At 73.8% G+C, this 25,126-nt stretch carries 18 protein-coding genes; 9 read left to right on the top strand and 9 right to left on the bottom strand.

Annotated elements, in window-relative coordinates:
• Nucleotides 1–353: 353 nt before the first annotated feature.
• The 3 genes from ABTZ03_RS08375 to ABTZ03_RS08365 form a co-directional block, all read right to left on the bottom strand.
• The gene (locus ABTZ03_RS08375; protein WP_350512092.1) at nucleotides 354–1,310 is read right to left on the bottom strand and encodes a TAXI family TRAP transporter solute-binding subunit; all 957 of its coding nucleotides are present in this window, start codon (nucleotides 1,308–1,310) and stop codon (nucleotides 354–356) included.
• Between the two features lie 115 nt (nucleotides 1,311–1,425).
• A complete protein-coding gene (locus ABTZ03_RS08370) occupies nucleotides 1,426–3,261 on the bottom strand; it encodes a phospholipase C (RefSeq protein WP_350512091.1) in 1,836 nt (611 codons plus the stop codon).
• Between the two features lie 235 nt (nucleotides 3,262–3,496).
• Nucleotides 3,497–4,141: a TetR/AcrR family transcriptional regulator C-terminal domain-containing protein gene (locus tag ABTZ03_RS08365; RefSeq protein ID WP_350512090.1), complete on the bottom strand. Its 645-nt coding sequence runs from the start codon at nucleotides 4,139–4,141 to the stop codon at nucleotides 3,497–3,499.
• 70 nt (nucleotides 4,142–4,211) lie between these two features.
• Between ABTZ03_RS08365 and ABTZ03_RS08360 the strand changes: the two genes are divergently transcribed.
• The gene (locus tag ABTZ03_RS08360; RefSeq protein ID WP_350512089.1) at nucleotides 4,212–5,645 is read left to right on the top strand and encodes an FAD-dependent monooxygenase; all 1,434 of its coding nucleotides are present in this window, start codon (nucleotides 4,212–4,214) and stop codon (nucleotides 5,643–5,645) included.
• Between the two features lie 66 nt (nucleotides 5,646–5,711).
• Here ABTZ03_RS08360 and ABTZ03_RS08355 read toward each other — a convergent pair whose 3' ends face one another.
• Entirely contained in the window at nucleotides 5,712–6,224 is a 513-nt protein-coding gene (locus tag ABTZ03_RS08355; RefSeq protein WP_350512088.1) for a signal peptide protein, read from the bottom strand.
• Nucleotides 6,225–6,412: 188 nt separating this feature from the next.
• Complete coding sequence (locus tag ABTZ03_RS08350) at nucleotides 6,413–7,396, bottom strand: ABC transporter substrate-binding protein (RefSeq protein WP_350512087.1); 984 nt, start codon at nucleotides 7,394–7,396, stop codon at nucleotides 6,413–6,415.
• Between the two features lie 82 nt (nucleotides 7,397–7,478).
• On the opposite strand from ABTZ03_RS08350, the gene ABTZ03_RS08345 reads away from it, so the two are divergent.
• Genes ABTZ03_RS08345 through ABTZ03_RS08335 form a run of 3 tightly spaced genes read left to right on the top strand, consistent with a single transcriptional unit; the run spans nucleotide 7,479 to nucleotide 10,371 of the window.
• Entirely contained in the window at nucleotides 7,479–8,477 is a 999-nt protein-coding gene (locus ABTZ03_RS08345; protein ID WP_350512086.1) for a FecCD family ABC transporter permease, read from the top strand.
• Nucleotides 8,474–9,553 (top strand): FecCD family ABC transporter permease, encoded by a 1,080-nt coding sequence (locus ABTZ03_RS08340; RefSeq protein ID WP_350512085.1) that lies wholly within the window; start codon nucleotides 8,474–8,476, stop codon nucleotides 9,551–9,553. Before ABTZ03_RS08345 ends, ABTZ03_RS08340 begins: the two co-directional genes overlap by 4 nt.
• Nucleotides 9,550–10,371 carry an ABC transporter ATP-binding protein gene (locus ABTZ03_RS08335; RefSeq protein ID WP_350512084.1) on the top strand — a complete coding sequence of 274 codons (822 nt, stop codon included), beginning with the start codon at nucleotides 9,550–9,552 and terminating at the stop codon, nucleotides 10,369–10,371. Before ABTZ03_RS08340 ends, ABTZ03_RS08335 begins: the two co-directional genes overlap by 4 nt.
• A 6-nt stretch (nucleotides 10,372–10,377) precedes the next feature.
• Here ABTZ03_RS08335 and ABTZ03_RS08330 read toward each other — a convergent pair whose 3' ends face one another.
• Nucleotides 10,378–11,574 carry a cytochrome P450 gene (locus tag ABTZ03_RS08330; protein ID WP_350512255.1) on the bottom strand — a complete coding sequence of 399 codons (1,197 nt, stop codon included), beginning with the start codon at nucleotides 11,572–11,574 and terminating at the stop codon, nucleotides 10,378–10,380.
• A gap of 170 nt (nucleotides 11,575–11,744) precedes the next feature.
• Nucleotides 11,745–13,667: a glycoside hydrolase family 5 protein gene (locus ABTZ03_RS08325; protein WP_502894417.1), complete on the bottom strand. Its 1,923-nt coding sequence runs from the start codon at nucleotides 13,665–13,667 to the stop codon at nucleotides 11,745–11,747.
• Nucleotides 13,668–13,923: 256 nt separating this feature from the next.
• Between ABTZ03_RS08325 and ABTZ03_RS08320 the strand changes: the two genes are divergently transcribed.
• Both ABTZ03_RS08320 and ABTZ03_RS08315 read left to right on the top strand, forming a co-directional pair.
• Nucleotides 13,924–15,342: an APC family permease gene (locus tag ABTZ03_RS08320; protein WP_350512082.1), complete on the top strand. Its 1,419-nt coding sequence runs from the start codon at nucleotides 13,924–13,926 to the stop codon at nucleotides 15,340–15,342.
• Between the two features lie 68 nt (nucleotides 15,343–15,410).
• Complete coding sequence (locus ABTZ03_RS08315; protein ID WP_350512081.1) at nucleotides 15,411–17,048, top strand: amidohydrolase; 1,638 nt, start codon at nucleotides 15,411–15,413, stop codon at nucleotides 17,046–17,048.
• Between the two features lie 66 nt (nucleotides 17,049–17,114).
• Here the strand turns inward: ABTZ03_RS08315 and ABTZ03_RS08310 are convergent, their stop codons facing one another.
• Nucleotides 17,115–17,822 (bottom strand): TetR/AcrR family transcriptional regulator, encoded by a 708-nt coding sequence (locus tag ABTZ03_RS08310; protein ID WP_350512080.1) that lies wholly within the window; start codon nucleotides 17,820–17,822, stop codon nucleotides 17,115–17,117.
• Between the two features lie 459 nt (nucleotides 17,823–18,281).
• Between ABTZ03_RS08310 and ABTZ03_RS08305 the strand changes: the two genes are divergently transcribed.
• Nucleotides 18,282–21,044: an SdrD B-like domain-containing protein gene (locus ABTZ03_RS08305; RefSeq protein ID WP_350512079.1), complete on the top strand. Its 2,763-nt coding sequence runs from the start codon at nucleotides 18,282–18,284 to the stop codon at nucleotides 21,042–21,044.
• A 171-nt stretch (nucleotides 21,045–21,215) separates the two neighbouring features.
• On the top strand, nucleotides 21,216–22,013 hold the full coding sequence (locus ABTZ03_RS08300; protein WP_350512078.1) for a hypothetical protein: 798 nt from the start codon (nucleotides 21,216–21,218) through the stop codon (nucleotides 22,011–22,013).
• Between the two features lie 25 nt (nucleotides 22,014–22,038).
• Here ABTZ03_RS08300 and ABTZ03_RS08295 read toward each other — a convergent pair whose 3' ends face one another.
• Nucleotides 22,039–23,721 carry an FAD-binding dehydrogenase gene (locus ABTZ03_RS08295; protein ID WP_350512077.1) on the bottom strand — a complete coding sequence of 561 codons (1,683 nt, stop codon included), beginning with the start codon at nucleotides 23,719–23,721 and terminating at the stop codon, nucleotides 22,039–22,041.
• A 100-nt stretch (nucleotides 23,722–23,821) separates the two neighbouring features.
• Between ABTZ03_RS08295 and ABTZ03_RS08290 the strand changes: the two genes are divergently transcribed.
• Nucleotides 23,822–25,030 carry an RsbRD N-terminal domain-containing protein gene (locus ABTZ03_RS08290; RefSeq protein ID WP_350512076.1) on the top strand — a complete coding sequence of 403 codons (1,209 nt, stop codon included), beginning with the start codon at nucleotides 23,822–23,824 and terminating at the stop codon, nucleotides 25,028–25,030.
• Nucleotides 25,031–25,126: the final 96 nt, after the last annotated feature.

Here is a 25,126-nt window from a genome sequence, read left to right as displayed (position 1 = left end):
GGGTGGCCCGTACGTCTCGGGTGGTCCGTACGCCCCGGGTGGCCCGTAGCCCCCGGGCGGGCCGTACCCCGTGGGCGGGCCCGGTGGCGGCGCGGGTGCGTACGGTGGCGGCGGGGGTATGTACGGCGCCGCGGGTGGCCGACCCGGTTGCTCCGGCGGTCCGGTGGGGTGTGTGAAGTCGCCGTTGTCCGTCACTTGTCGTCCCTCCCCTGAACGCCGGTCCCGGAGTTCCGGTCGGCCGTCGGCGGGCCGGGCCGCTTCCCCCGCGGTCGACCGCCAGGAAGCAGGGTAGCCGGGGCCGTCGGCGGAATGGGCGACTCCGAGTCAACGGTTCGTCAGCGCTCGGGGCCGCTTCAGCCGTACACCGAGCGGTAGTAGGCCGCCGCCCCCGGGTGCAGCGGGACGGCGCCGGTGGAGACGGCGAACCGGGGTTCCAGCCGGGCGCCCGCCGTGACGGAGCGCAGCAGGGTGGCCCACTGGTCGAACAGGATCCCGAGCAGCCGCCGGACGGCGTCCTCGGGCACGGCGGGGCGGGCGGTCAGGTAGTTGCCGACGCCGAGGGTGGCGACCGGGTCGGGCAGGCCGTAGGCGCCGGCGGGCAGGGTGACCGCGGTGTAGACCGGGCCGTAGCGCTCCCGCAGCAGGGCGGCGACCGCGTCCAGGGGCACGAAGCGCAGGGGCAGTTCGCGGGCGAGTGCGGACACCGCGGGCGTCGGCACGCCGCCGGACCAGAACACCGCGTCCAACTCGCCGGAGCGCAGCGCCGCCAGGGACTCGGCCAGCCCGAGCGGGTGCTGCCGGACGTCGATCCCGGCCTGCCGCAGCAGTCGGCCGGCCGTCACCTGGTTCCCGGAGCCCACCGCGCCGGTCGCCACCCGGCGGCCCGCCAGGTCGGCCAGTCGGCGCACCGGTCCGTCGGCGGGGGCGAGCAGGTGCAGGTAGTTGACGTACACCCGGGCCAGCGCGGTGAGGCCGATCGGGCGGTCGAAGGCGGCGTGGCCGAGCACCGCGTCCTCGGCCACGTCGGCGGTGGTCAGCGCGAGGTCCACCGAGCCGTCGGCGAGTTGCCGGAGGTTGTCCACGCTGGCGGAACTGCCGACCGGGGTGAGGGTCAGCCGACCGCTGTGCGCGACGGCCTCGGTGAAGGAGCGGCCGAAGGCGTTGTACGGTCCGCCCTCGGGCCCGGTGGCCAGCCGGAGCGTGCGCACCGGGTCGTCCCCGGCGGAGCAGCCGGCCGTGGACCCGACGGTCAGGGCCGCGCCCAGGGCGGCGCCCAGCAGGGTGCGGCGGCGCGGGGTGGCGGCGGTCATGGCTAGGAAGGGTAGCCGCCGGGGCGGGCCCGCCGGCACGGCGGTAGTGGAACGCGGACACCGCCGGGCCCCCGAATGCGGGGCCCGGCGGTGCCGGTGGTGGGGCGTCGCCGCGTCAGGCGCGGGTGCCGCGCTTGCGGCGGGCGACGAACACCGCGCCGCCGCCGACCGCCAGCAGGGCGACGGCCGCGATGGCGATCGGCCCGGTGTTGGAGTCGGCACCGGTCTCGGCCAGCGGCGGGCCGGAGGCGCTGCTGGTGGCCCCAGCGACGGCGGTGCTGCCGGTGCCGGTGCCGGCGGACGTGGTGGCCGTGCCGCCCGGGGTGGTGGAGGCGCCGCCTGTGGGCTGGCCGGTCGGGGTGTCGCCGCCGACGGGTGCGCCGGTGGCCGGGTCCAGGATCAGGGTGGCCGACTGCGGGTTCTTGAAGTCGAACATGCCCTCGATGGAGCCGGCGTGCTCGTCGAAGGAGGTGTCGCCGATCCGGCCGGTCTTCCAGTTGTCCTCGACGAAGCGCAGGATCGAGGACTGGTCGGTCTGGGTGTGGTCGACGAAGTTGGCCTTGGCGTACGGCGAGGCGACCAGCAGCGGCAGGCGCGGGCCGTAGCCGCAGCGGTCGGCGTAGCCGCCCCAGCCGGCGTCCTTGCCGCACTGGCCGGCGCCGCTCAGGCTGTCGTTGGCCTTGTCGGCGGAGCCGTTGACGGGCTCGGCGAACTTGTGGTCGTACCAGCCGTCCGAGTCGTCGTAGGCGATGACGACGGCGGTGGAGGCCCAGTCCTTGGACTTCTGCAGCTTGTTCAGGGTGTCGACGACGAAGTGCTGCTCGTCCAGCGGGTCGGAGTAACCCGCGTGCCCGTCCTGGTAGTTGGCGGCCTTGAGGTAGCTGACGGCGGGCAGGTCGCCGTGCTGCAGGGCGGCGTCGAAGTCGGTCAGGTCGTACTGGTGGTTGGCCTGGCCGTCGTGGCCGATCTCCGCCACGTCCTTGGGCGCCAGGTGCTTCGGGTTCGCCGTGGACTTGTAGTACTGGAACGGCTCGTGGTGCGGGTTGTAGTCGGTCTGCGAGGCGCCCACGATGTTGTTGTGCGCGGCGTCGCAGACGGCCTTGCCGTCCTTGGTGCCGGTCGGCTTGAAGCCGCCCTGGAACCAGCCCCAGCTGACGCCCTTGGCGTTGAGCAGGTCGCCGACGTTCTTGCCGGTCATGACCAGCTGGTTGTGCGCGGAGCTGGAGCACTCGTCGTAGCCCGGGTCGGGGTCGTTGATGACGGTGCCGACGCCCTTGGCGTCCGGGGAGGCGACCACGTAGGCGTCGGTGGTCTGCGAGCCGTCCTTCGGGCTGACCGGGTAGCCGCCGTGGGTGTTGCCCGAGACCAGGTTGATCGCGCCGGGGGTGGAGGGCCCGTAGTTGGTGCCGAAGGAGTTGTCGCTCATCGCGAAGCGCTGGGCGTAGTTCCAGTAGCCGGTGACGGTGTTGCCGTCGTAGTAGTCCATCACCAGGCCGGGCGCGGTGTACATCGGGGCCTTGCAGCTCTCGATGTCGGTGTGCTCGACGAACTTGTCCATCTTGCCGCCGTCGAAGGCGAGCTGCTCGTCCTTGTAGGTGTGGTCCTGGTCGCAGGTCACGGCCTGGGACGGGGTCAGGCGCACCGGGTTGTTGCGGTTCGGGTTCTTGTGCAGCAGGTCGTCGCTGAGGCCGTCGACCTTCGGGGTGTCGGGCTTGGCGGTGAACTTCACCTTGTCGTCGGCGGTGTTGGCCGCGTTCGGGTAGGTGCCGAAGTAGTGGTCGAAGGAGACGTTCTCCTGGAATATCACCACCAGGTGCTTGATCGGGGTGGCGGTCTGCGGGCCGTCGGCCGCGAAGGCCGCCGGCGCACCGCCGAAGGCGGCCAGCGAGACCGCGCCGATCAGGCCGGCACCACGGCGGAGCCACCTGTTGCGGCTGGGAACTGCGTGCATGGTCGGTTCCTCGGACGTCATCGTCATATGTGTCAGAAGTTGGGGCCGTGACGCGCGTAGTGCGAGCGGCGCGGCGGCACGACGCTAGAGCGTAGCGGTGAACACGGTTGACGAGTACACGTGAACGCGAGGTTAATCACGGGGATACGGAACTGTGCGTCAGGACTGCCGTTCGGCAGACAAGTCCGGTGAATGCCCCGCGAATCCGGCGATTGCCGGACGCGACCCGAGGGTTTCAGGCCAGGAAGACCGCCTCCATCCCGGCCAGGATCGCGGTCAGCCCCTGCTCGAAGCCGTGCTCGAAGTCATCGAACATCACCCGGCCCGCCGCGGCGGCCAGCGGGTGTTCGGCGAGCCGCTCGGCCCGGGCCTCGACGTCGTAGCCGGCCTCGCCCCGGAGCGGGTCGGGCCCCATCGCCTGTTCCTCGATGACGTAGCCGACGGTGTAGCTGTACGCGGTGTACCAGGCGCGGGCGGCGGCCTCCGGGGTGAAGCCGGCCTCGATCAGGACGCGCAGCGCGGCGTCCAGGCCCGGGGCGTAGGAGGTGTCGGTGAACCGGGAGCCGCTGTACACCCGGGCGCCGTCGCGGTGGCGCAGCAGCTCGGCGCGCAGTGCGCGCATGGCCCCGAGGTAGGCCTGCCGCCAGTCGCCGGCGGGCGGGGCGGCCGCGGCGTACATCCGGCGCATCATCTCGGTCGCCATCTCGTCGAGCAGCGCCTGCTTGTCCTTGAAGTGCCAGTACAGGGCGGGCGCCTTGACGTCCAGTTCGGCGGCGATCGCCCGCAGGGTCAGGCCGTCGAGGCCGACCTCGTCGAGGAGCGTCAGGGCGGTGTCGACGACCAGGGCGCGGTCCAGCTTGGGGGTTCTCTGCGGCGTCACGGTTGACAGTTTAACGCCGTTAAGTGCAAGCTGCGTGCACCGGCTACTTAACAACGTTAAGGAGGTTGTCGTGACCGATCACGACACGGAGGTCCACGAGGTCCGCACGGACGTCCTGATCGTCGGCGCCGGGCCCACCGGCCTCGCGCTGGCCGTCGACCTGGCCCGGCACGGCGTCGCCGCCCGGCTCGTCGAACGCGGCGCGGAACTGTTCCCCGGCTCACGCGGCAAGGGCCTCCAGCCGCGCACCCTGGAGGTGCTGGACGACCTCGGCGTGCTCGCGGAGATCCGCGCCACCGCCGGCCACTACCCGCCCAACCTGTTCTGGCGGGACGGCGAGCCGCAGGGCGAACGCCGGATGTACGACCCGACCGAGCCCTCCGAGGCCGAGCCGTACACCGAGACCCTGATGCTGCCCCAGTGGCGCACCCAGCAGGTGCTGTACGGGCGGCTGCGCGAACTCGGCGGCGAGGTCGCCTTCGGGCGCGAACTGGTCTCCCTCACCCAGGACGGGGACGGCGTGACCGCCGGGTTCGCGGACGGGGGGCGGATCCGGGCGCGCTACGCCGTCGCCGCCGACGGCGGGCGCTCCACGGTGCGCCGGCTGCTCGGGATCGCGATGACGGGCGAGACCGTCGACCCGGCGCCGATGCTGGTCGCGGACGTCCGGGTCGAGGGGCTCGACCGCACCCACTGGCACGTGTTCCAGGCCGAGCAGGGCCTGCTGGCGCTCTGCCCGCTGGCCGGGACGGAGGAGTTCCAGTTGGTCGCGGGCTTCCCGACGGGCGAGGTCGTCACCCCGACCCTGGACGGCATCCGCGCGCTGGTCGCCGAGCGCACCCACCTGACCGCCGACCAGGTCGCCGGAGTGCGCTGGACCTCCGAGTTCCGGCCGCGCGCGGCGCTCGCCGACCGCTTCCGGGAGGGCCGGGTGTTCCTCGCGGGCGACGCCGCCCACGTGCACTCCCCGGCGGGCGCCCAGGGCCTCAACACCAGTGTCCAGGACGCCTACAACCTGGGCTGGAAGCTGGCCGCGGTGCTGTCCGGCCGGGCGGCGGACGCACTGCTGGACAGCTACCAGGAGGAGCGGCGGGCCAACGCGGAGGCGATGCTGGCGCTGTCCACCGGGGTCCACCGCGGCGAGGTCCGCCGCGGCCGGGCCACCCAGCAACTCGGCCTCGGCTACCGGGAGTCCGCGCTCGCGGTGGAGACCCGGCCGGACCTCCCGGCGGACGCCCTGCGGGCCGGGGACCGCGCCCCGGACGGCCGCCGCGGCGGCACCCGGCTGTTCGACGCCTTCCGCGGCCCGCACTGGACGCTGCTGGCCGTCGGCACCGGTGCCGAACTGCCCGAGCTGGGCGTCCCGGTGGTCCGCATCCCGCCCTACGGGGCGTACGGCACCGGGGTGTTCCTGGTCCGTCCGGACGGCTACGTCGGCTGGGCCGGCGCGGACGCCGCGGGCCTGGCGGAGTACGCGGCCCGCCACGGGGCCGCGCGGGGCTGAAAGGCAGGGGCGGCGGCCGGCCGGAGCCAGTCGGCCGGAGCCGGCCGCCGGCCGTCGCCTGCCGGCTCAGGCGTAGATCGCGATCCGGGGCTCGACCGTCCCCCGGGCGGGCCCGTGGAGCACGGTGAGCCGGTAGCTCTCGGTGAGGGTGTGGCCGGAGTGCAGCACCAGCTTGGCCGGGGTCAGCGAGGTGTAGAGCGTCCCGGTCTGGTTGCCGAGCGGCAGGGTGTGCCAGTGGCCGTCCGTCCCGAGCAGCTCCAGCCGGAAGTCCGACGGGCTGAGGTACGGACCCCGGTCGGGCGACTCCAGCAGGATCTGCGGGGCGATCGTCTGGTCCGTCGGGGTGTCGTTGCGGTATCTGAAGGTGATCTTGTGCGGCGCCCGGTCGGTCGGCAGAGCGGATTCGGGCAGGTCCACGAAGCGCACCGGCGCGGCGGGGGCCCGGCCGGCCGTGGTGGCGGTGGCGGCCGGGGGAGCGGAGGCCGCCCGCGCGGGCGCCGTGAGCGCTGCGGCGGGCAGGACGGCGAGGGCGGCGGCGGTCAGCACCAGCACCCGACGCGGGATCGTCCTGGTCGGCATGGCGCCTCCTTCGGTCGAGGGGCGGCTGGGGGCCGGTCGCCCGGCGGACGGTGTCCGCAGGGCCACGGACCGTGGCCGGCCGGGCGGTTCGTACTCCACCACCTTGCACGTGCCCGGCGGATGGCGCATCCGCCGGGCACGTCGCCGCTGTTCCGAAGGGGATCGCCGGAGCTGCGGGGGGGGGGGGATTACTTGGCGCCGAAGGCCTTCTCGATGTCCTCGACGACCTTCTCCGCCGCGATCGGGCCGGAGCTGCTGCTCCACACCTGGCCGTCCACCCCGGCGACCTGGCCCGCGCCGACCGCCTTGAGGCGGGTGAAGGCGGGCTGGCTGCGGGCCGTCTCCAGGGCCTTCTCGCCCTCCGCGTTCAGGGTGGCGACGAACACCCGGTCCGCGTCGGCCTTGCCCAGGTTCTCCAGCGACAGCGGGTCGGAGTGCGGCTGGGCGCCCAGGTCGTCGGCGATCGGCAGGGTGGCGGCGCCGGCCTTCTTCAGCAGCTCGCCGGGCATGTTGGTGGTGTTCATCACGATCGGGCCGCTGGGCATCCAGCGCATCACCACGGCGGAGCCGGACTTGCCCTCGCCCGCCTTGGCGGCGCGCTTGTCCAGCGCGTCGAGCTTGGCCGTCAGGTCGTCCTTGTGCCCGAGCGCGTCGCCGTACACGCCCAGCACCGAGCGCCAGTCGCCGCTCTTGGGCACCACGGTCGGCGCCACCGCCGCGAGCTGCTCGTACTGGGACTTCTCGACGCTGGAGGAGGTCAGGATGAGGTCCGGGTTCGCCTTCAGGATCGCCTCGATGTTGGGCTCCTTGACCGTGGCCACCAGCGGGATGCCGTCGGCCTTCAGGTAGGCCGGCGCGGTGGTGCCGCCGCGGCTGGAGCTGGTGCCCACCGGGGTGAAGCCGAGCGAGAGCGCGGTGTCCAGCGCGGTGTCGCCGAGGGCGACGATCCGCTTGGCCTCGGCCGGCACCTCGACCCGGCCGAAGGCGGTCTCGATGCCGCGCTTGCCGTCCTTGGCGTCCTTGCCGTCCTTGGCGGCCGAGGAGGACGCGCTGCCACCACCCGCGGAGTCCTTGGAGCCCGAGGAGCCGCACGCGGTCAGGCCCAGGGAGAGGGCGCCGACCACGGCCGCACCGAGCAGGGTCTTGGTAAAGCGGGTGCCAAGCATGGACATTCTCCGAGCAATGGTAGTTTACGGACGAATTGATTATGAGGTTAGCCTAACCAAAGGCAAAACCCTGACGGGGAGAACCGGTGTGACCTTCCGATCACTACTGCTGCGCGGGCTGATACCCGCCGCCGCCCTGCTGCTCGCCGCCGTCCTGGCGAGCCTGTTGCTCGGCGCGGGCGACGTGGGACCGTCACGGGCCCTCGCGACCCTGCTCGGTGACGGCGACTCCGACTCCCGCTTCACCGTCTTCCAACTGCGCGCCCCCCGCACCGCCGTGGCGGTGGCCGTCGGCCTCGCCCTCGGCGTCGCGGGCACCGTCCTCCAGGCCGCCGCCCGCAACCCGCTGGCCGAGCCCGGGCTGCTCGGCGTCAGCACCGGGGCCTCCTTCGCCGTCGTGGTCGCCATCGTGCTCGGCGCCGGCGCCGCGAGCGTCGGCCCGTACGTCGCCGTGCTCGGCGCCGCGGCGGGCTGCCTGCTCGCCCTGGGCGCCGCCCGGCTGCGCGGCGCCGGTGACGACCCGGTCCGGCTGGTGCTGGCCGGAGCCGCGCTCAGCGGACTGATGAACGCGGGCTCCTCCGTCCTGCTGCTCTCCGACGCCCGGGCCGCCGACGAGATCCGGTTCTGGACCATCGGCTCGGTGGCCGGCCGCGGCACCGACCAACTCCTCTCCGTGCTACCGGTGTTGGTGCTCGGGCTGCTGCTCGCGGCGGCCGCCGGCCCGGCCCTGACCGCGCTCAGCCTCGGCGACGACGTCGCCACCGGGCTCGGCCACAAGCCCCGGCGGGCCCGCGCCCTCGCGGTGGCCGCCGTCGCGCTGCTGGTCGGCTCCGCCACCGCGATCGCCGGGCCGGTCTCCTTCGTCGGCCTGGTGGTGCCGTTCGCCGCCCGGGCACTGGTCGGCCCCGACCTGCGCCGGCTGCTCGCGGTGTCCGCGCTGCTCGGGCCGGTCGTGGTGCTGCTCGCCGACGTGGCCTCCCGGCTGTTCGCCCGCCCGTACGAGATGCCGCTCGGCGTGATGACCGCGCTGTTCGGTGCCCCCGTGCTGGTCGCCGTCGTCCGCTCGCAGAGGATGCCCGCGCTGTGACTCCTACTCCTCCGAACCCCCCTCGCCCGGCCGCCCTCCCCGTCCCGCCCGGCACCCGGCTGCTCGCGTTCGGCGGCCGCTCGGTGCTGCTGCCGGTCCGTCCGCTGCTCGGCGGCCTCGCCCTGCTGGCCGTCGTGGTCCTGGTGACCGCCGTCGCGCTGTCGGTCGGCGAGACCCGGCTGAACCCGGTCGACGCCCTGCGCGCCGCCTTCGGCCACGGCACCCCGCGGGACGTCCTGCTGGTGGAGCGGCTGCGGCTGCCCCGGGCCGAGGCCGGGCTCGCCGTCGGCGCCGCGCTCGGCGTGGCCGGCTGCCTGATGCAGACCCTCGCCCAGAACCGGCTGGCCACCCCGGACACCGTCGGCTTCAACAACGGCGCCACCGCCTTCGCGGTCGCCTCCGTCACCGGCACGGCCACCCAACTGCTGCCCTCCGCAGCCGCGTTGGTCGGTGCCGCGACCGCCGCCGCGCTCGCCTTCGCGCTCGGCGGCGGGGCGGGCCGCAACGGCTACCGCTTCCTGGTGGTGGGCCTGGGCGTCGGCGCGGTGTTCGGCGCGGTGACCAATCTGATGCTCTCCCGGGCCGCCATCGACTCCGCCAACGCCGCCTACGCCTGGACGGTCGGCACCCTCAACGGCCGCTCCGCCGAGGCGGTCGGGTACCTGCAACTCGGCCTGCTGGTCTGCGTCCCGGCCGGGATGCTGCTCGGCCGCCGGCTCGCCCTGCTGCGCTTCTCCGACGCCGTCGCCACCGGGCTGGGCGTCCGGGTGCGCGGGCTGCGGATCTCCGTGCTGCTGGTCGCGGTGGTCTGCGCCGGCCTGGCGGTGGCCGTCTCCGGGCCGCTCGGCATGATCGCCCTGGCCGCGCCCGAGGCCGCCCGCCGGATCGCCGGCCCGCGCTCGGTGCCGGTGCTCACCTCGGCCGCCGCCGGGGCCGCCCTCACCCTGCTCGCCGACCTGCTCGGCCGGACCGTCCTGTCGCCGCTGGAGGTGCCGGCCGGGCTGGTCACCGCCGTCGTCGGCGGGCCGTACCTGCTCTGGCTGCTGCTCACCACCCGTCCCCGGAGGACCGCATGACCGCCGCCCGTACCGCCACCGCCCCGGCGCCCCGGCTGGAGACCGCGGGCCTCACCCTCGGCCACGACCGCACCCTGGTGGTGCGCGAGCTGGACCTCCGGCTGCCGACCGGACAGGTCACCGTGATCGTCGGCCCGAACGGCTGCGGCAAGTCCACCCTGCTCGGCGGCCTGGCCCGGACCATCGCCCCGCGCTCCGGCGCCGTGCTGCTGGACGGCAAGCCGCTCGGCTCGCTCTCCACCCGCGCGATCGCCCGGATCATCGGCCTGCTGCCGCAGTCCGCCACCGCCCCCGACGGGCTGACCGTCCGGGACCTGGTCCGCTACGGCCGCCAGCCGCACCAGGGCCTGCTGCGGCAGTGGTCCGCCGCCGACGCCGAGGCGGTCGAGCACGCGCTCACCGCGGCCGACCTGCACGACCTGGCCGACCGCCCGCTGGACACCCTCTCCGGCGGCCAGCGCCAGCGCGCCTGGATCGCCATGGCCGTCGCCCAGGACACCGACATCCTGATGCTGGACGAACCCACCTCGGCGCTGGACATGGGCCACGCCCTGGAGGTGCTGGAGATGGTGCGCGGCCTGACCGGGCGCGGCCGCACCGTCGTGCTGGTGCTGCACGACCTCAGCACCGCCTGCCGCTACGCCGACCACATGGTCGCGATGCGGGACGGCCGGATCGCCGCCCAGGGCGCGCCGCGTGACATCGTCACCCCGGAGCTGGTGCGCGAGCTGTACGGGGTGGAGAGCGCGATCCTCACCGACCCGGTGCACGGCACCCCGGTGGTCTGCCCGGTCGGCCTGGCGGCCCGGACCGCCTGAGCGAGCTCACCAGGTGACCGGCAGCTCCGCCAGGCCGCCGGTCAACTGGCTCTCCCGCCAGCGCAGTTCGGCCTCCGGGACGGCCAGTCGGAGGCCCGGCAGCCGCCGGAAGAGCTGCTCGAACACCACCTCCAGCTCCAGCCGGGCCAGGCTCGCCCCGACGCACAGGTGCGGCCCGGCGCCGAAGGCGGTGTGCGGCGGCTGCGGGCGGTCCCCGAGGAAGCGGTCGGCGTCGAAGCGGTCGGGGTCCGGGTAGGCCGTCGGGTCCAGGCAGGCCGGGCCGTTGGCGAACAGCACCAGGTCCCCGGCGGCGATCCGGCCGTCCGCGGTGTCGACGTCGACCACCGCCCAGCGCCAGACCAGGCCGAGGTCCGGCTGGCCGACCCGGAGCAGCTCCTCCACGGTGGCGGCCAGCCGCCCCGGGTCGGCCGGCACGGCCCGGAGCTGCTCGGGACGGGCGAGCAGCTGGAGCACCCCGGTGCCGATCCTGGTGACCGTGGTGACGTGACCGGCGAACAGCAGGGCCACCGCCCACAGCACCGCGAGGTTCGCGTCGATCAGGCCCTCGTCCTGCGCCCGCACCAGGTCGGTGAGGGCGTCCGCGGCGGGGGCGGCGCGCTTGCGCTCCATCAGCGCCCGCATGTAGTCGTTGAGCCGGCCGAGCGCCGTCCAGACCCGCTCGGGCTCGGCGAGGTAGACCACGTCGGCGGTCCAGGCCTGGAACTCCGCCCGGTCCGCGACCGGGACGCCGAGCAGCTCGCAGACCACGTCGACCGGCAGCGGCTCGGCGAGCAGGGCGTGCAGGTCGGCCGGGGGACCGGCGGCCACCAGGCGGTCGATCCGGTGGGCGGCGAGCGCCTCGATCCGCGGCCGCAGTCGCCGGACCCGGCGGACGGACAGCGAGTTCGCGGTGACCCGGCGCAGGATCCGGAACTCCTCCTCCAGCCGCTCGTGGTCGGTGCCCTGCGGCCCGTAGAACTGCCCGGTCGCGGAGAGCACGGGCGCCGAGGACGGATCGGGGTGGGCCCGGCCGAAGCGGTCGTCCGAGAGCATCCGCACGACGTCCGCGCGCCGGGTGACCAGCCAGGCCGGGTGCCCGGCGAAGGTGCGCACCCGGGCGATCCCGCCGGAGAGCTGGAGGGCGCGGAACTCCGGGGCCACCGCCAGGGGGTCGGGCCGGTGGAAGGGGAGCTGCTTCGGCATGGTCACCAGCCCGGTCGTGCGGTCGCCGCCGAGGCCAGGGTACTGACCGCGCGGGCCGCGCGGTCAGTACGACCGGGGTGTGGCGGGTGTGCGCCCCCGGGCGCCCGGGCCGGGCTACGCGCCCGTCGGCCCGGCGCCCGTCGGCCCGCCGTCTGTCAGCTCGGCGCCCGTCAGCTCAGCGGGCGGCAGAGCAGCGCGTCCGGGACGCCGTACTGCAGCCAGCGCCAGGTGTCGGCCACGCCGGCGACGTACTCGCCGTCGGCGCACTGGCCCTTGTAGGTGCCCGGCGCCCAGTCGCTCGCCGTCGAGCCGCCGCCTGCGGGCCGGTCGTCGCCGTGGTCGAACCAGACGGTGCGGCCGCCGGTGGGCAGCGCGGTGGCGGCCGGGGCGCAGAGCAGCGCGGACATCGCGTTGCCGTGCACGCTGTAGCCCGCCGCGAAGGTGTTGTCGGGGCACTGCAGCTTGTCGTAGCCGGAGGCCCAGTCGCCCTCGGTGACGTAGCGCTGGTCGGTGACGGTCACCCAGTCGCCGGTGCCGGGGGCGGGCTGCCCGGCGTCGGTGCACAGGCCGCGGCTGCTGCTGCGGCCGAGGCCGGCCAGGCGCTGGCCGTCCGGGCAGTTCCCCTTGCGGTTGCCGGGGCTCCAGTCGGACTGCGCCAGCATCCGGGCGGACACGTTCTGGTCGCCGTGGTCGAGGTCGAGCATGTTCCAGCGGGCGGCCGGGGCGACCTGGCCGGTGTACGAGGGGGCGTCGACCAGCTTGTGCCAGTCGGCGGCGCGCCAGTCCCCGGGGTCGTCCAGGCCGAGCTGCTTGCCGGTCGCGTCGTAGGAGAGCAGCGCCCAGTCGTCGTTGGGGACGCCGTTGTGCTGCCAGCCGACCAGCGGCCAGATCGCGAAGTCGGTGTCGTCGGCGGCCAGCAGGTCGGTGAAGCGGTCGAACCAGGCCTGTTCCTTGGCGTCCGTGGAGCCCCGCCCGGCGGCGCCGAACTCGCTGACCCAGACCGGGGCGGTGAAGTGCTGGCCGGACTGCGTGACGAACAGCGCCTCCTGGTCCACCACCTGGGCGAGCTGGTCGGGGGTGAAGTCCTCGTAGCGCGGGTCGCCGGTCGAGCCGGGGCTGCCGGCGGCCGCGCCGGTGTTGGCCGGGCCGGTGTAGGCGTAGAAGTGGGCGGCGTAGACCAGCTTGTCGGAGTGGATCAGGGTGTTGGACAGGGTCGCCACCGGGGTGAGCATCGGCCGGCCGTGGGAGAACCCGGCGGCCGGGATGCCGTACCAGTTGATGCCCTCCATGATGACCAGCAGGTCCGGGTCGGCCTGGAGGATCCGGTTCCCGGCCTCCTCGAAGGCGCCGTACTCGTCATGGGCGTCGCCCAGGCCCCAGTTGGGGTCGTCCCAGGTGTCGCGGCGCACCTCGTTGCGCAGGTCGGCGCCGACCACCCGCTTGTTCGCCCGGTAGCGCTGCGCCATGAACACCCAGTCGTCCTCCCACTGCTGGGTGCTCTGGCCGCTGTTCCAGCGCTCGTTGCCGTCCAGGCCGCAGCAGAAGCGGTAGCTGGTGGTGTGGTCGTTGAGGACGACCGCGAAGCCGTCGGCGGTCAGCGCGGCCACCACGGCGTCGTAGACCTGCAGCGGGGTCTTGCCCTTGAGCTGGGGGTTGGCGGCGACGGCGGCGTCCGGGACCGTACTGGTGTCGTGGATCAGCGCGTTGGCGAACGGCAGCCGGACGGCGTTCAGGCCCAGGCCGTGGAAGCCCGCCAGGATCCGGTCGATCGGCGCCCGGTCCAGGCCGAGCGGGAGGTCGTAGGAGACCTGGCCGGCCTGGTTGTCCGCCGGGTCGGTGGTCGAGCCGCTGCCCTCCCAAGTGCCTTGGGCACCGGACCAGTTGCCGGCCTTGAGTTTGAAGCGGTCGCCGTCGGCGTCGACCACGTACCGGCCGCGGGTGCTCAGCGGGCCGGTCCAGGAGGCGGCGAGCCGGGTGCCGGTCGGGACCGGCGCGGGGGAGGCGATCGCCTGGGCGGTGGGGGCGGTGCTCAGGAGTGCGGCCAGCAGGGCCGCCACCGTGAGCACGGCGGTGCGGGCTCTACGAAGGGGGATCACGGATGCTCCGGCGAGGGTGACAGGGGCAGGGGTTTGTCGACGGTACGTCAAAACAACTGTTCAGGACGAGACCGTGGACCGGTTGAACCCCTTATGACAACGGCATTGACGTGAAACGAACCCACCGGTTTCATGGCTGCACTTCCCCCGCCCCACCCCCACATTTCCCCACGAGCAAGGCGGTGATCCGTTGGCCTCCACGGTCAAGGACGACACGGGCAGCGGCCCGAGAGCCGGCACGACGCACGGCACCATGCACCGCTCCATCGGCCTGCTGGACGGCGCGGCGATCGCCGCCTCCAGCACGGCCGCCACCAGCAGCATCGGCATCGGTCTCGGCCTGATGGCCGGGGTGGTCGGCCTCCACCTGCCCGCGATCATGCTGCTGGCCTTCCTGCCCGTGCTCGCCATCGCCGGCGGCTACGGGCGGCTGAACGCGGTCGAACCGGACGCCGGCAGCAGCTACCGCTGGGTCGGCCGCACGCTCAGCCCCTGGCTGGGCTTCCTCACCGGCTGGGTGAACACCGTCGGCACGGTCGTCTTCATGGCCTACACCACCACCGTCACCGGCTCGGCGACCATCCAACTCCTCGACCAGGCCCACCTGCGCAGCGTCGCCGGGCTGCGGCTGGACGCCGACTCCACCGTCCAGTGCACCCTGCTCGGCCTGGTCGTGCTGATCGGCGCCGCCCTCGTCGCGGTCCGCGGCCTCGACCTCGCCGCCCGGCTGCAGAAGGCGCTGCTGCTCTTCGAGTACGCCGTCCTGCTCGGCTTCTGCGGCTACGGGCTGTTCGCCGGCGACCAGCCGTTCTCGCTCCAGTGGTTCAACCCCTTCGACATCCCCTCCTTCGACGCCGTCGCCCAGGGCATGGTGCTCGCGGTGTTCTGCTACTGGGGATTCGAGTCCGTCTTCAGCGTCGGCGAGGAGGTGCGCGACCCACGGGACGCCTCCCGGGGCGGCCTGCTCGCCCTGGTGGTGATGCTGCTGCTCTTCCTGCTCGCCGGCACCGCCTTCCAACGGGTGCTCCCGCTCGACGAGTTGGCCGACAACGGTGCCCACGGGCTGACCTACTTCGGCACCCGGCTCGCCCACCAGCCGCTCGCCGCCCTGCCGTTGATCGCGCTGCTGTTCTCCGCCGTCGCCTCGCTGCAGTCCTCGGTCATCCCGACCGCGCGCGGCATGTACGCCATGGGGCGCGACGGCGTCCTCGGCCCGGTCTGGACCAGACTGCACCCCCGGCACGCCACCCCCGCCGTCGGCACCCTGCTGATCACCGGCATCGCCGTGCTGCTCGCCCTCGTCTCGCTCGCCATCCCCACCGTCAACGACCTGATCTCCGCCGCCGTCAACGCGATCGGCATCATCGTCGCCCTCTACTACGCGCTCACCGCCGTCGCGGCCGCCGTCCGCTTCCGCCACCTGCTGCGCACCGACCCGCTCCAGGGCCTGCGCGCCGTGGTCGGCCCGCTGCTCGGCGCCGCCGCGCTGCTCGCCGTCGGCGGCTACCTCGCCTGGACCTTCTACGACTCCACCGACCACTTCGAACTCTCCGCCGACAACGGCTGGTTCGAGCTGACCGTGGTGGTACTGATGGTCGTCACCGGCCTCCCGGCGGCTGCCTGGGCGCGATGGCGCCGCCGCTCGCCGTACTTCCTCGACCCGACCGGCTGAGCGACTCCCGTACGGCAGCACCCGAACCGCAGCAACGAGAACCACCGCACGAGAACGGAGCACCACCCATGACCGAGGCCGATCTGGTCCTCACGAACGGCCCCGTCCACACCGGCGACGCCGCCCGCACCCGGGCGAGCAGCCTGGCCGTCACCGGCGAGCGGATCACCGCCGTCGGCCACGACGAGGTCCGCGCGCTGATCGGGCCGAACACCGAGGTCGTGGACCTCGCCGGCCGGCTGCTGCTGCCCGGCTTCCAGGACGCCCACGTGCACGCCGTGTTCGGCGGCGTCGAGCTGGCCGCCTGCGACCTCTCCGGCACCGTCGGGGTGGCCGACTACCTGGACCGGATCCGCGCCTACGCCGGGGCCAACCCCGGTCAGGCCTGGATCACCGGCAGCGGCTGGTCCCTGGAGAGCTTCCAAGGCGGCCTGCCGACACGGCAGTTGCTCGACTCCGTGGTCCCGGACCGCCCGGTCTACCTCACCAACCGGGACCACCACGGCGCCTGGGTCAACACCCGGGCGCTGGAACTCGCCGGGCTCACCCGCGACACCCCCGACCCGGCCGACGGCCGGATCGAACGCGAACCCGACGGCACCCCGGCCGGCACCCTCCAGGAGGGCGCCACCGCCCTGGTCGCCCGGCTGGTGCCGCCGCCCACCGCCGCCGAGCGGCTGACCGGCCTGCTCCGGGCCCAGCGCCTGCTGCACTCGCTCGGCATCACCGGCTGGCAGGACGCCCTGCTCGGCGAGTTCAACGGCCAGCCGGACCCCTCCGACGCCTACCTGGCCGCCGCCCGCTCCGGCGCGCTGACCGCCCGGGTGACCGGCGCGCTCTGGTGGGACCGCGACCGGGGCGCCGAGCAGATCCCCCAACTCGTCGAGCGGCGAGTGGAGTTGAGCCACGGCGGGTTCCGGGCCGGCTCGGTGAAGATCATGCAGGACGGCATCGCGGAGAACTTCACCGCCGCGATGACCAGCCCCTACCTGGACGGCTGCGGCTGTGCCACCGCCAACTCCGGCCTCAGCTTCGTCGATCCGGCCGCACTGTGCGGGTACGTCACCGAACTGGACGCGCTCGGCTTCCAGGTGCACTTCCACGCGCTCGGCGACCGCGCCGTCCGCGAGGCCCTGGACGCCGTCGAGGCCGCCCGGACGAAGAACGGCCGGCGCGGCACCCGGCACCACCTCGCCCACCTCCAGGTGGTCCACCCGGACGACCTGGCCCGCTTCGCGCCGCTCGGCGCCGTCGCCAACATCCAGCCACTGTGGGCCGCCCACGAACCGCAGATGGACGAGCTGACCATCCCCTTCCTCGGTCCCGAACGCGCCGCCCGGCAGTACCCGTTCGGCGCGCTCCAGCGGGCGGGCGCCACCCTGGCGGCGGGCAGCGACTGGCCGGTGAGCAGCCCGGACCCGCTGGCCGGACTGCACGTGGCGGTCAACCGGCGGGAACCGGGCGCCGTCGACAGCCGGGTCTTCCTCCCCGAGCAGCGCCTCGACCTGGCCTCCGCCATCGCCGCGTACACCGCGGGCTCCGCCCATGTGAACGGCCATGACGACGCCGGCACCCTGGCCGTCGGGAACCTGGCCGACCTGGTCGTCCTCGACCGCGACATCCTCACCGCCCCGCCCGAGGAGATCGCCGACGCCCGGGTGCTGCGGACGTACGTGGGGGGTGAGGCGGTCTACGTCGCCGAGTGAGGAGGACGCCCGCTCCGGGCACCGCCGCCCGCCGCCCTCGGTCGGCGGGCGGCGGATCCGTCCTGTTCAGCGGGCCTCCGCCGGGAGGCGGGCCGCGGCGGCGTCGAGGAGGAGGTCGAGGGCGTACGGGTAGCCGCTGCGGCGCATGTCGGTGGTGAGCAGGTGGGCGGTGGCGGCGATGTGGGGGTGGGTGGTGGTGTCGAGCCGGGCGTAGCAGGCCTGCCAGACCCGGAGGTCGGCGTCGGCCGCTGCGGCGGGCAGGGCGAGGGCGGCGGCGTCGAGGGCGGCGAAGCCGAGGCTCTGGTCGACGAAGGCGTGATAGATCCGGACCGCCTCCGGGTCGGGGAAGCCGGCGGTGCGCAGCACGCCGAGGATGGCCTCGACGGCGGCGGTCTCGTGGCTGCGGCCGGTGGTGCGGTGGGCCGCGAGCAGGGCGGCCTGGGGGTGGGCCAGGTAGGCGGAGTGGATCCGCAGGCCGATGGCGCGCAGGTCGGCGCGCCAGTCGCCGGTGGGCCGCCAGCCGTCCTGGGCGCGGCCGATGAGTTCGTCGGCGAGGGCCAGCAGCAGGTCGTCGGTGCTGTGGAAGTAGCGGTAGACGGCGCTGGGGTCGGCGCCGAGGGCCGCGCCGAGCCGGCGGACGGTGAGGGCTTCGGCGCCGTGCTGTTCGACCAGCCGCAGGGCGGTGTCGATGATCAGTTCCGCCGAGAGCACGACGCCCTGCTTGGTGGGCCGCCGGCGGCGGCGCTGGGGCTCGGGGACCACGCGTTCGCTCATGCCCCGCAGATTATGTCAGCGGTGTTGACGGAGAACAGGGGTCGGCCGCGGATCGCGGGCGAAGGTTGCTCCTGGGGCTGGTGGGTTGGAATGAATCGTGCGCGGTTCTGTGCGGGCTGTGCCGAATTTCCGGGGCATTCGTAGTGCTGTTCGAGGTGCGGTCACCCTCCGCAGTCGAGCATCTTTGTCGACTTACCGCTTGTTCCGTGTCCGGAGTGTGTCCGGAGCCCGATTCGCGCTGGTCGGACCGGCCGCGCCGGGAGTACCCACTGAGGGGCTGCGTCATGGAGACGTCTGAGGGATCGTCAAAGTTCCACGTTCTGCCACCCAGTTGGGTGAATTCCCTTTAAGCTCACGTTAACCACGGCGGTTTCAGGCCACGCTGTGGGCCTCCTCAGATAGTCGGGCCATTAGGCCTTTCGGACGATGAGAGCAGGGATGAGAACAACGAATGAACTGATGAACGGCGCCGCATGCGGCCCGGACCGGCCGCGGCCGGGCCGGTCCGGCCGTCGCGCCGTCGGCCGCATCGCGGCGCTCGCCATCGTCGTCGGCGGCAGCTCGCTGGCGGCGGTCCCCTCGGCGGTCTCGCAGACCGGCGACGGTTCGGTCACGGTCCGGGTGATCCGGGCCGTGGACAACTCGGGCACCTGGACGCCCGCGCTGGAACCGAACATGGCGGGCGTCAAGGTGACCCTCACCGATGACGCCGGCGTCTCGATCGACGGCACCACGGCGGCGGACGGCACGGTCACCCTGTCGCCCGCGACCAGCAAGGCCACCGGCGGCAAGTACCGGGTCCAGGTGATCAACCCGAAGCCGGGCGTGCTCTTCCCGGCCTTCGCCTCCCGGCAGGGGCTGGACGGCGCGCCGACCCAGCTCAGCTCCAACGAGGAGTTCGTCGACCTCAGCGGGGGCAAGAACGTCTCCTACACCACCGGGCTGTGGAACCCGGCGGACTACTGCCAGAAGAACGCGCCGTTGGCGACCGCCTGCCAGACCGCGACGTACCAGGGCAAGGCCCAGCGCACGCTGGTCACCTACCCGTACAACTCGCGCGGCCAGGACGGCGCGCCGGGCAACGCGGTGACGACCAACCTCGCCACCGACGGGGACACCGGCACGATCTTCGGCATCACCTGGAGCAAGGCCGACAAGCGGGTGTTCTCCGCGGCGACGGCCAAGCGCACCACCGACTACGGCCCGGCGGGCTCCGGCGGGATCTACGTCACCGACATGACGCAGACCCCGGCGAAGACGACCGTCTTCACCACCGTGCCGAACGCGGGCAGCACCGCGCACGGGACGGGGACGGACGACGCCTTCCTCGACGTGCCCGGAAAGGAGAGCCTGGGCGGCATCAAGATCACCGACGACGGCAAGGACCTGTTCGTCGTCAACCTGAACGACCGCAAGCTCTACCGCTACGACGCCACCGCGCCGACGGCCGCGGCGCCGAAGGCCTCGTACCCGATCCCCGACCCCGGCTGTCCGTCGGCCGGGGACTGGCGTCCGTACGGCCTCGGCCTGAACGACGGCGTCGGCTACCTCGGCGGGGTCTGCTCCGGCGAGTCCACCGGCAAGCTCGGCGACGTGCGCGCCCTGGTGATGCCGTTCGACCTCGGTTCCGGGGCGTTCGGCAAGCCGGTGCTGGACCAGCCGATGGACTACCCGCGGCTGTCCACCGTCGGTTCGGGCACCTGCGACGGGGCGGGCTGGTTCCCGTGGACCAGCACCTTCCCGGCCTCGCAGAACGGCAAGCCCTGCAACATCACCACCATCGCGTTCCCCGAACCGGAGCTGGGCAAGATCCTGTTCGAGACCGACGGCACGATGCTGGTGGCCTTCAAGGACCGGTTCGCCGACCGCGGCCCGGGCGCCCCGGCGCCCAACTCGGCCACCGTCATGTCCGGCGGCGACCTCGACAAGGCCTGCCTGTCGTCGAACGGCATGTACGTGATGGACGTCAACCTCGGCTGCGGCAAGACCGTCCGCGGCGCCCGGTTCTTCTCCACCGGCTGGGACGAGGTCGGCCACCACAACACGGTGTTCGCGGGCGCGGCGCTCTCCAAGGTCGAGAGCACCGTGGCGGCCTCCGCCTTCGACCCGGACCACACCCCGGTCGGCTACGGCACCTCCTTCATGGAGCGCGCGGACGGCAGCCACGACCCGAAGTTCGGCCTGCGGCTGACCCCGGCGACCACCAGCTCGCCGTTCGGCAAGGGCGCGGCGATGGGTGACCTCGAAGTGCTCTGCGACCAGGCGCCGCTGCAGATCGGCAACCGGGTCTGGTACGACCCCGAGCGCAAGGGCATCCAGAACCCGGGTCAGAAGCCGGTGGCCGGAGCCACCGTCAACCTCTACGACGAGTCCGGAAAGGTGGTCGGCACCACCAAGACGACGGTGCGCGGCGAGTACTACTTCGACGACAGCGACGTCCCCGGCGGCCTCAAGCCGCACACCAAGTACACCATCAGGATCGACAACCCCGCCGACTACGCCAAGGGCGGCCCGCTGTACCACTGGGTGCCCACGGACCACGACGTCGGCGACAACCACTTCATCGACTCCAAGGGCATCGTCCCGGCCGGGGCCAGGTTCCCCGAACGGGCGCTGACCACCGGCGGTCCGGGCGAGAACGACCACACCTTCGACTTCGGCTACCGCCAGCAGGAGGGCGCGCTGAAGCTGGTGAAGAACGACCAGGACGGCAAGCCGCTGGCCGGTGCCAAGTTCCAGCTGTGGCACGAGACCAACGGCACCGACGGCCTGCAGACCACCGGTACCACGCCCGACACGCCCGTCGGTGACCCCTGCACCACCGGGACCGACGGCCTCTGCCAGGGCAGCGGTGTGCCCGGGACGTACTACTGGCAGGAGTTGAGCCCGCCCGACGGCTACTCGGCGCCCGACAACACGGTCTTCGGACCGCTGGTGCTCACCGCCGACAACCTGGACGACGGGGTCAGCGTGACGGCCGTCAACAAGCTGATCCCCACTCCGACACCCACCGCGTCGGCGACACCCACGCCGACCCCGACCCCGACCCCGAGCTCCCCGCCGAGCACGCCGGCCCCACCGGCGCCCGCTCCCGGCGGCGAACTGCCGCACACCGGCGCCAGCAGCGGGATGCCGCTGATCGCGACCGGCGCCGCGGCGCTGATCGTGCTCGGCACGGCGCTGTTCGTGCTGGTGCGCCGACGCCGGGCCCAGCACCGATGACCGACCCGCACTGACGGGGTGACGCCCGGACCGGGCGGGTTCGCGGACCGGAAGGCCCGCGGACCCGCCCGATTCCCGTGTCCGACCACTGTCCGACTGCGGTCCGACCGCTGTCCGACCGCCCACCCGCCCGACCGCCCACCCGACGCACCGATCGGAGAACCCGAGAGCATGGCCCGGAAGACGAAGGCCGCCGCCGTCCCACCGCCCCGGCGCAGCCGCACCCGCTGGTGGACGGCGCTGATCGCGTTCGCGCTGTGCGCCGCCGCGGCGGGCGGGTTCGCGGTGTACCGGGCCACCTCCGCCGGGGCCGCCGACCGGCCGGTCACCACCGACGAGGCCGCCCGGCTGGCGCTCTCCCGGCTGCACCTCTACCAGGCCAGTCCGGTGGGGGTGGTGCTCACCGCCGACGAGGGCGGGGGAGTGCGGATCCGGGTCGAGGGCGTGGTGGACTACCGCACCCACCGGGGCGTGGGCCGCTACCGGTCGACCGGCGCCGGCGGTGGAGCGCTGGACCACGGGCTGATCATCTGGGACACCGACGGCCTCGGCCTGGCCCCCGAACCGGCCGACGACCGGAGCCCGTACTGGCAGCAGGCCGAGCAGGTCCCCCGGGCCGGCTGGTCCCCGCGCGGCTACACCGCCGACCCGCTGGACGCCGGCCTGCAACTGCTCACCCAGGTCGGCGCGGACCGCCCGGACAACCCGCTGCTGCTCGCCCAGTCCGGCGCCCGCTGGCTCGGCCGGGACCGGATCGACGGCCGCGACTTCGACCGCTTCGCCGGCCCGCGCGCCCAGGGCGCCGCGCCGGACGGCAACCGCTCGCCGCTCACCTACTGGGTGGACGGCGACGGCACCCTCGGCCGGCTCACCATGCGGATGCCGGGCCTGGGCACGCCGACCGCCATGGACTTCTCCGGCCGCAACGCCGACGCCAAGCTCCCCGAGGCGCCCTGGCTCACCGACTGACGCCGGCCCATCGGCCGGGCCCGGTTCACCGACCGGTGCTCCTCGGGGCCCGGCCCAGCGCCAACCCGGCGGCCCGGCCCGAGAAGATGCAGCCGCCCAGGAAGGTGCCCTCCAGCGCGTTGTACCCGTGCACGCCCCCGCCGCCGAAGCCGGCCACCTCCCCGGCGGCGTACAGCCCGGGGACCGGGGCCCCGTCGTCGCCGAGGACCCGGGAGTCCAGGTCGGTCTGCAGGCCGCCGAGGGTCTTGCGGGACAGGATGTTGAGCCGCACCCCGATCAGCGGGCCGTGCGCCGGGTCCAGGATCCGGTGCGGCCTGGCCACCCGGGCGATCCGGTCGGTCAGCGAGCGGCGGGCGTTGTGGATCGCCATCACCTGCACGTCCTTGCTGAACTCGTTGTCCAACTCCCGGTCGCGGGCGACGATCTGGCGCTCGATGTCGGCGGCGTCCAGCTTCGGGCCGCGGGCGATCCCGTTCATGGCCGCGACCAGTTCGGGCAGGGTCCGGGCGACCACGAAGTCCTCGCCGTAGCGCTTGAACCGCTCCACCGGGCCGGGCGCGCCCTTGGCGAGCCGGCTCCGCAGCGCGAACCCCAGGTCCCGGCCGGTCAGATCGGGGTTCTGCTCCGAGCCGGAGAGCGCGAACTCCTTCTCGATGATCGACTGGGTCAGGACGAACCACGAGTAGTCGTGACCGGTGGCCAGGATCTGCTTCATCGCGCCGATCGAGTCGGCCCCCGGCACCCCGGACATGCCGGTCAGCCGGCGCCCCTCGGCGTCGAACCACATCGAGGAGGGGCCGGGCAGGATCCGGATGGCGTGGTCCGGCCAGACCGGGTCCCAGTTGTGCACGCCCTCGGTGTAGGCCCACATCCGGTCGCGGTTGACCACCCGGCCGCCGGCCCGCTCGGTGATCGCCAGCATCCGGCCGTCCACGTGGGCGGGCACACCGGAGATCAGGTGCTCGGGCGCCGGGCCGACCCGCTCGACGGGCCAGTTGGCGCGCATCAGCGCGTGGTTGTGCCCGATGCCGCCGGAGGTCACCACCACCGCCGCGGCCCGCCGCTCGAACGGCTCGACCTCCTCGCGGGAGGAGCTGACCCCGCGTGCGGAGTCGTCGGGCGCCAGTACCGAACCCCGGACGCCGACCACCGCGCCGTCCTCGGTCAGCAGCTCGTCCACCCGGTGCCGGAAGGCGAACCGCACCAGCCCGGCCCGCTCCGCCCGCAGCACCGGCCGCAGGAAGGCCTCCACCACCCCGGGCCCGGTGCCCCAGGTGATGTGGAAGCGCGGCACCGAGTTGCCGTGGCCGGTCGCCGAACCGGCGCCCCGCTCCGCCCAGCCCACCAGCGGTACCACCCGGTGGCCCAGCCCGCGCAGGTACTCGCGCTTGCCGCCGGCCGCCCAGGCCAGGTACGCCTCGGCCCAGCGCCGCCCCCACAGGTCCTCGTCGTCCGGCCGGTCGAAGGCCGCCGAGCCGAACCAGTCCTGCCGGGCCAGCTCCAGCGAGTCCTTGACGCCGAACCGGCGCTGCTCCGGGCTGTCCACGAAGAACAGGCCGCCGAGCGACCAGAAGGCCTGGCCGCCCAGATTGCGCCGGTTCTCCTGCTCGACCACCAGCACCCGCCGGCCGGCCAGCGCCAGCTCGTGGGCCGCCACCAGTCCGGCCAGTCCGGCCCCGACCACGATCACCTCGGGCTGGAACGGCATGCGGCTCTCCCTCCGGGCAGTCGCCGTCGCCGGGCGCGACGGCCGTGCCCTCCCATGGTCGCGGGCGGGCCGCGGGCGCCGACACTAGGCTTGTCAGGTGGTGACGAAGAAGACTGTGCCGCCGGCACAAGACCCCTCGGCGGAGCGGCACCGGGCCGTGGCGCGGATCCTGGCGGACGAGCCGGGCATGGTGGAGGCCTTCCTGGCCGCCGTCGCCCGGGAGATCCCGGCCTACGCCAACCTGGACCCCCGGCAGCTCGACGAGGTCCGCTCGATCATCGTCTGGACCTTCCGCCGGGTGCTCGAACTCTGGGCGTCGGACGGGGAGTTGGAAGCCGAGGACCTCCGGATGTTCCGCGGCGTGGGCGCAGTCAGGGCGCGCGACGCCCGCCCGCTGGCGGCGGTGCTGCGCGCCTACCGGGTGGCCGCACTGGCCTTCTTCGAGCGGATCGGCGAACGCTTCGACGACGCCGTCACCGTCCGGGACCTGAGCGCCCTCGCCCGGGTCTGGCTGACCGTGCTCGACCAGTCCTCCGAGGCGATCTTCGACGGCTACGAGTCCACCGGGCGCCGCCTCGGCGAGGACCGTGAGCGCTCGCTGCGCGCACTGCTCACCGACCTGCTGCTCGGCCGGCAGAGCCACGCCGGCACCCTGCGCGCCCGGCTGCGCGAACTGGACGCGGAACTGCCCGCCGCCTTCGACCTGTCGGTGGTCTCCCCGGCGGGGGAGGACGTGGCGGGCGCGGCGGCGCTGGTGGCCGAGTCGCTGGACGCCCGGGCCGCGGGCGAACCGGCCGGCCCCGGGATCTCCGCGCTGCACACCGTCCTGGACGGCGTCGGGGTGGCCCTGGTCAAGGCCGTCGACCCGGCGGAACTGCACCGGCTGGCCGACGGGCACGGGCTCACCGGCGCGCTGCTCACCGGCGTCACCGCCGCCACCGCGCCGCGCTCCTACCGGCTCGCCGTCCACGGCCTGCGGCACGCCCCGCCGCTGGTGTGGACCGAGCGCCGGGTGCTCGACCGCGGCGACCTGGAGGTGGTGGCCCTGGTGACCGGACACCCGGACGCCGACCCCGCCCGGGTCGTCGAAGCCGTCCTCGGTCCGCTCGCGGCGGACGCGACCACCCGGCGGACGCTCGACACCGTGATCTACGCCGACGGCGCCGCCGCGGCCGCCGCCCGGCTGCACCTCCACCCGCAGACCGTCCGCTACCGGCTGCGCCGGCTGGCCGCCGTCACCGGCCGGGATCCGCGGACCCCGTGGAACCGCTTCGTCTTCCAGACCGCCCTGCTGGCCGGCCCGCGCTAGGTGTACTGACCACAGAGGTTGGTGACGGGGTTCACGGTCGGGTGGTCTTGAAATGAGTAAGGGCCTTCTGGCTCGGTGTGGATTGCGACATCTGCA

Source organism: Kitasatospora sp. NPDC096077 (assembly GCF_040303245.1).
GTDB lineage: Bacteria > Actinomycetota > Actinomycetes > Streptomycetales > Streptomycetaceae > Kitasatospora.
The sequence above is the reverse complement of the archived record's forward strand: the minus strand, read 5'-3'. Positions and strand labels throughout refer to the sequence as shown.

Coding starts and splice junctions, on each gene's coding strand:
- ABTZ03_RS08355 (WP_350512088.1), bottom strand. CDS start 6,224: ATGCCGACCAGGACGATCCCGCGTCGGGTGCTGGTGCTGACCGCCGCC.
- ABTZ03_RS08300 (WP_350512078.1), top strand. CDS start 21,216: ATGGCCCGGAAGACGAAGGCCGCCGCCGTCCCACCGCCCCGGCGCAGC.
- ABTZ03_RS08305 (WP_350512079.1), top strand. CDS start 18,282: ATGAACGGCGCCGCATGCGGCCCGGACCGGCCGCGGCCGGGCCGGTCC.
- ABTZ03_RS08295 (WP_350512077.1), bottom strand. CDS start 23,721: ATGCCGTTCCAGCCCGAGGTGATCGTGGTCGGGGCCGGACTGGCCGGA.
- ABTZ03_RS08310 (WP_350512080.1), bottom strand. CDS start 17,822: ATGAGCGAACGCGTGGTCCCCGAGCCCCAGCGCCGCCGCCGGCGGCCC.
- ABTZ03_RS08375 (WP_350512092.1), bottom strand. CDS start 1,310: ATGACCGCCGCCACCCCGCGCCGCCGCACCCTGCTGGGCGCCGCCCTG.
- ABTZ03_RS08350 (WP_350512087.1), bottom strand. CDS start 7,396: ATGTCCATGCTTGGCACCCGCTTTACCAAGACCCTGCTCGGTGCGGCC.
- ABTZ03_RS08370 (WP_350512091.1), bottom strand. CDS start 3,261: ATGCACGCAGTTCCCAGCCGCAACAGGTGGCTCCGCCGTGGTGCCGGC.
- ABTZ03_RS08320 (WP_350512082.1), top strand. CDS start 13,924: ATGCACCGCTCCATCGGCCTGCTGGACGGCGCGGCGATCGCCGCCTCC.
- ABTZ03_RS08335 (WP_350512084.1), top strand. CDS start 9,550: ATGACCGCCGCCCGTACCGCCACCGCCCCGGCGCCCCGGCTGGAGACC.
- ABTZ03_RS08315 (WP_350512081.1), top strand. CDS start 15,411: ATGACCGAGGCCGATCTGGTCCTCACGAACGGCCCCGTCCACACCGGC.
- ABTZ03_RS08330 (WP_350512255.1), bottom strand. CDS start 11,574: ATGCCGAAGCAGCTCCCCTTCCACCGGCCCGACCCCCTGGCGGTGGCC.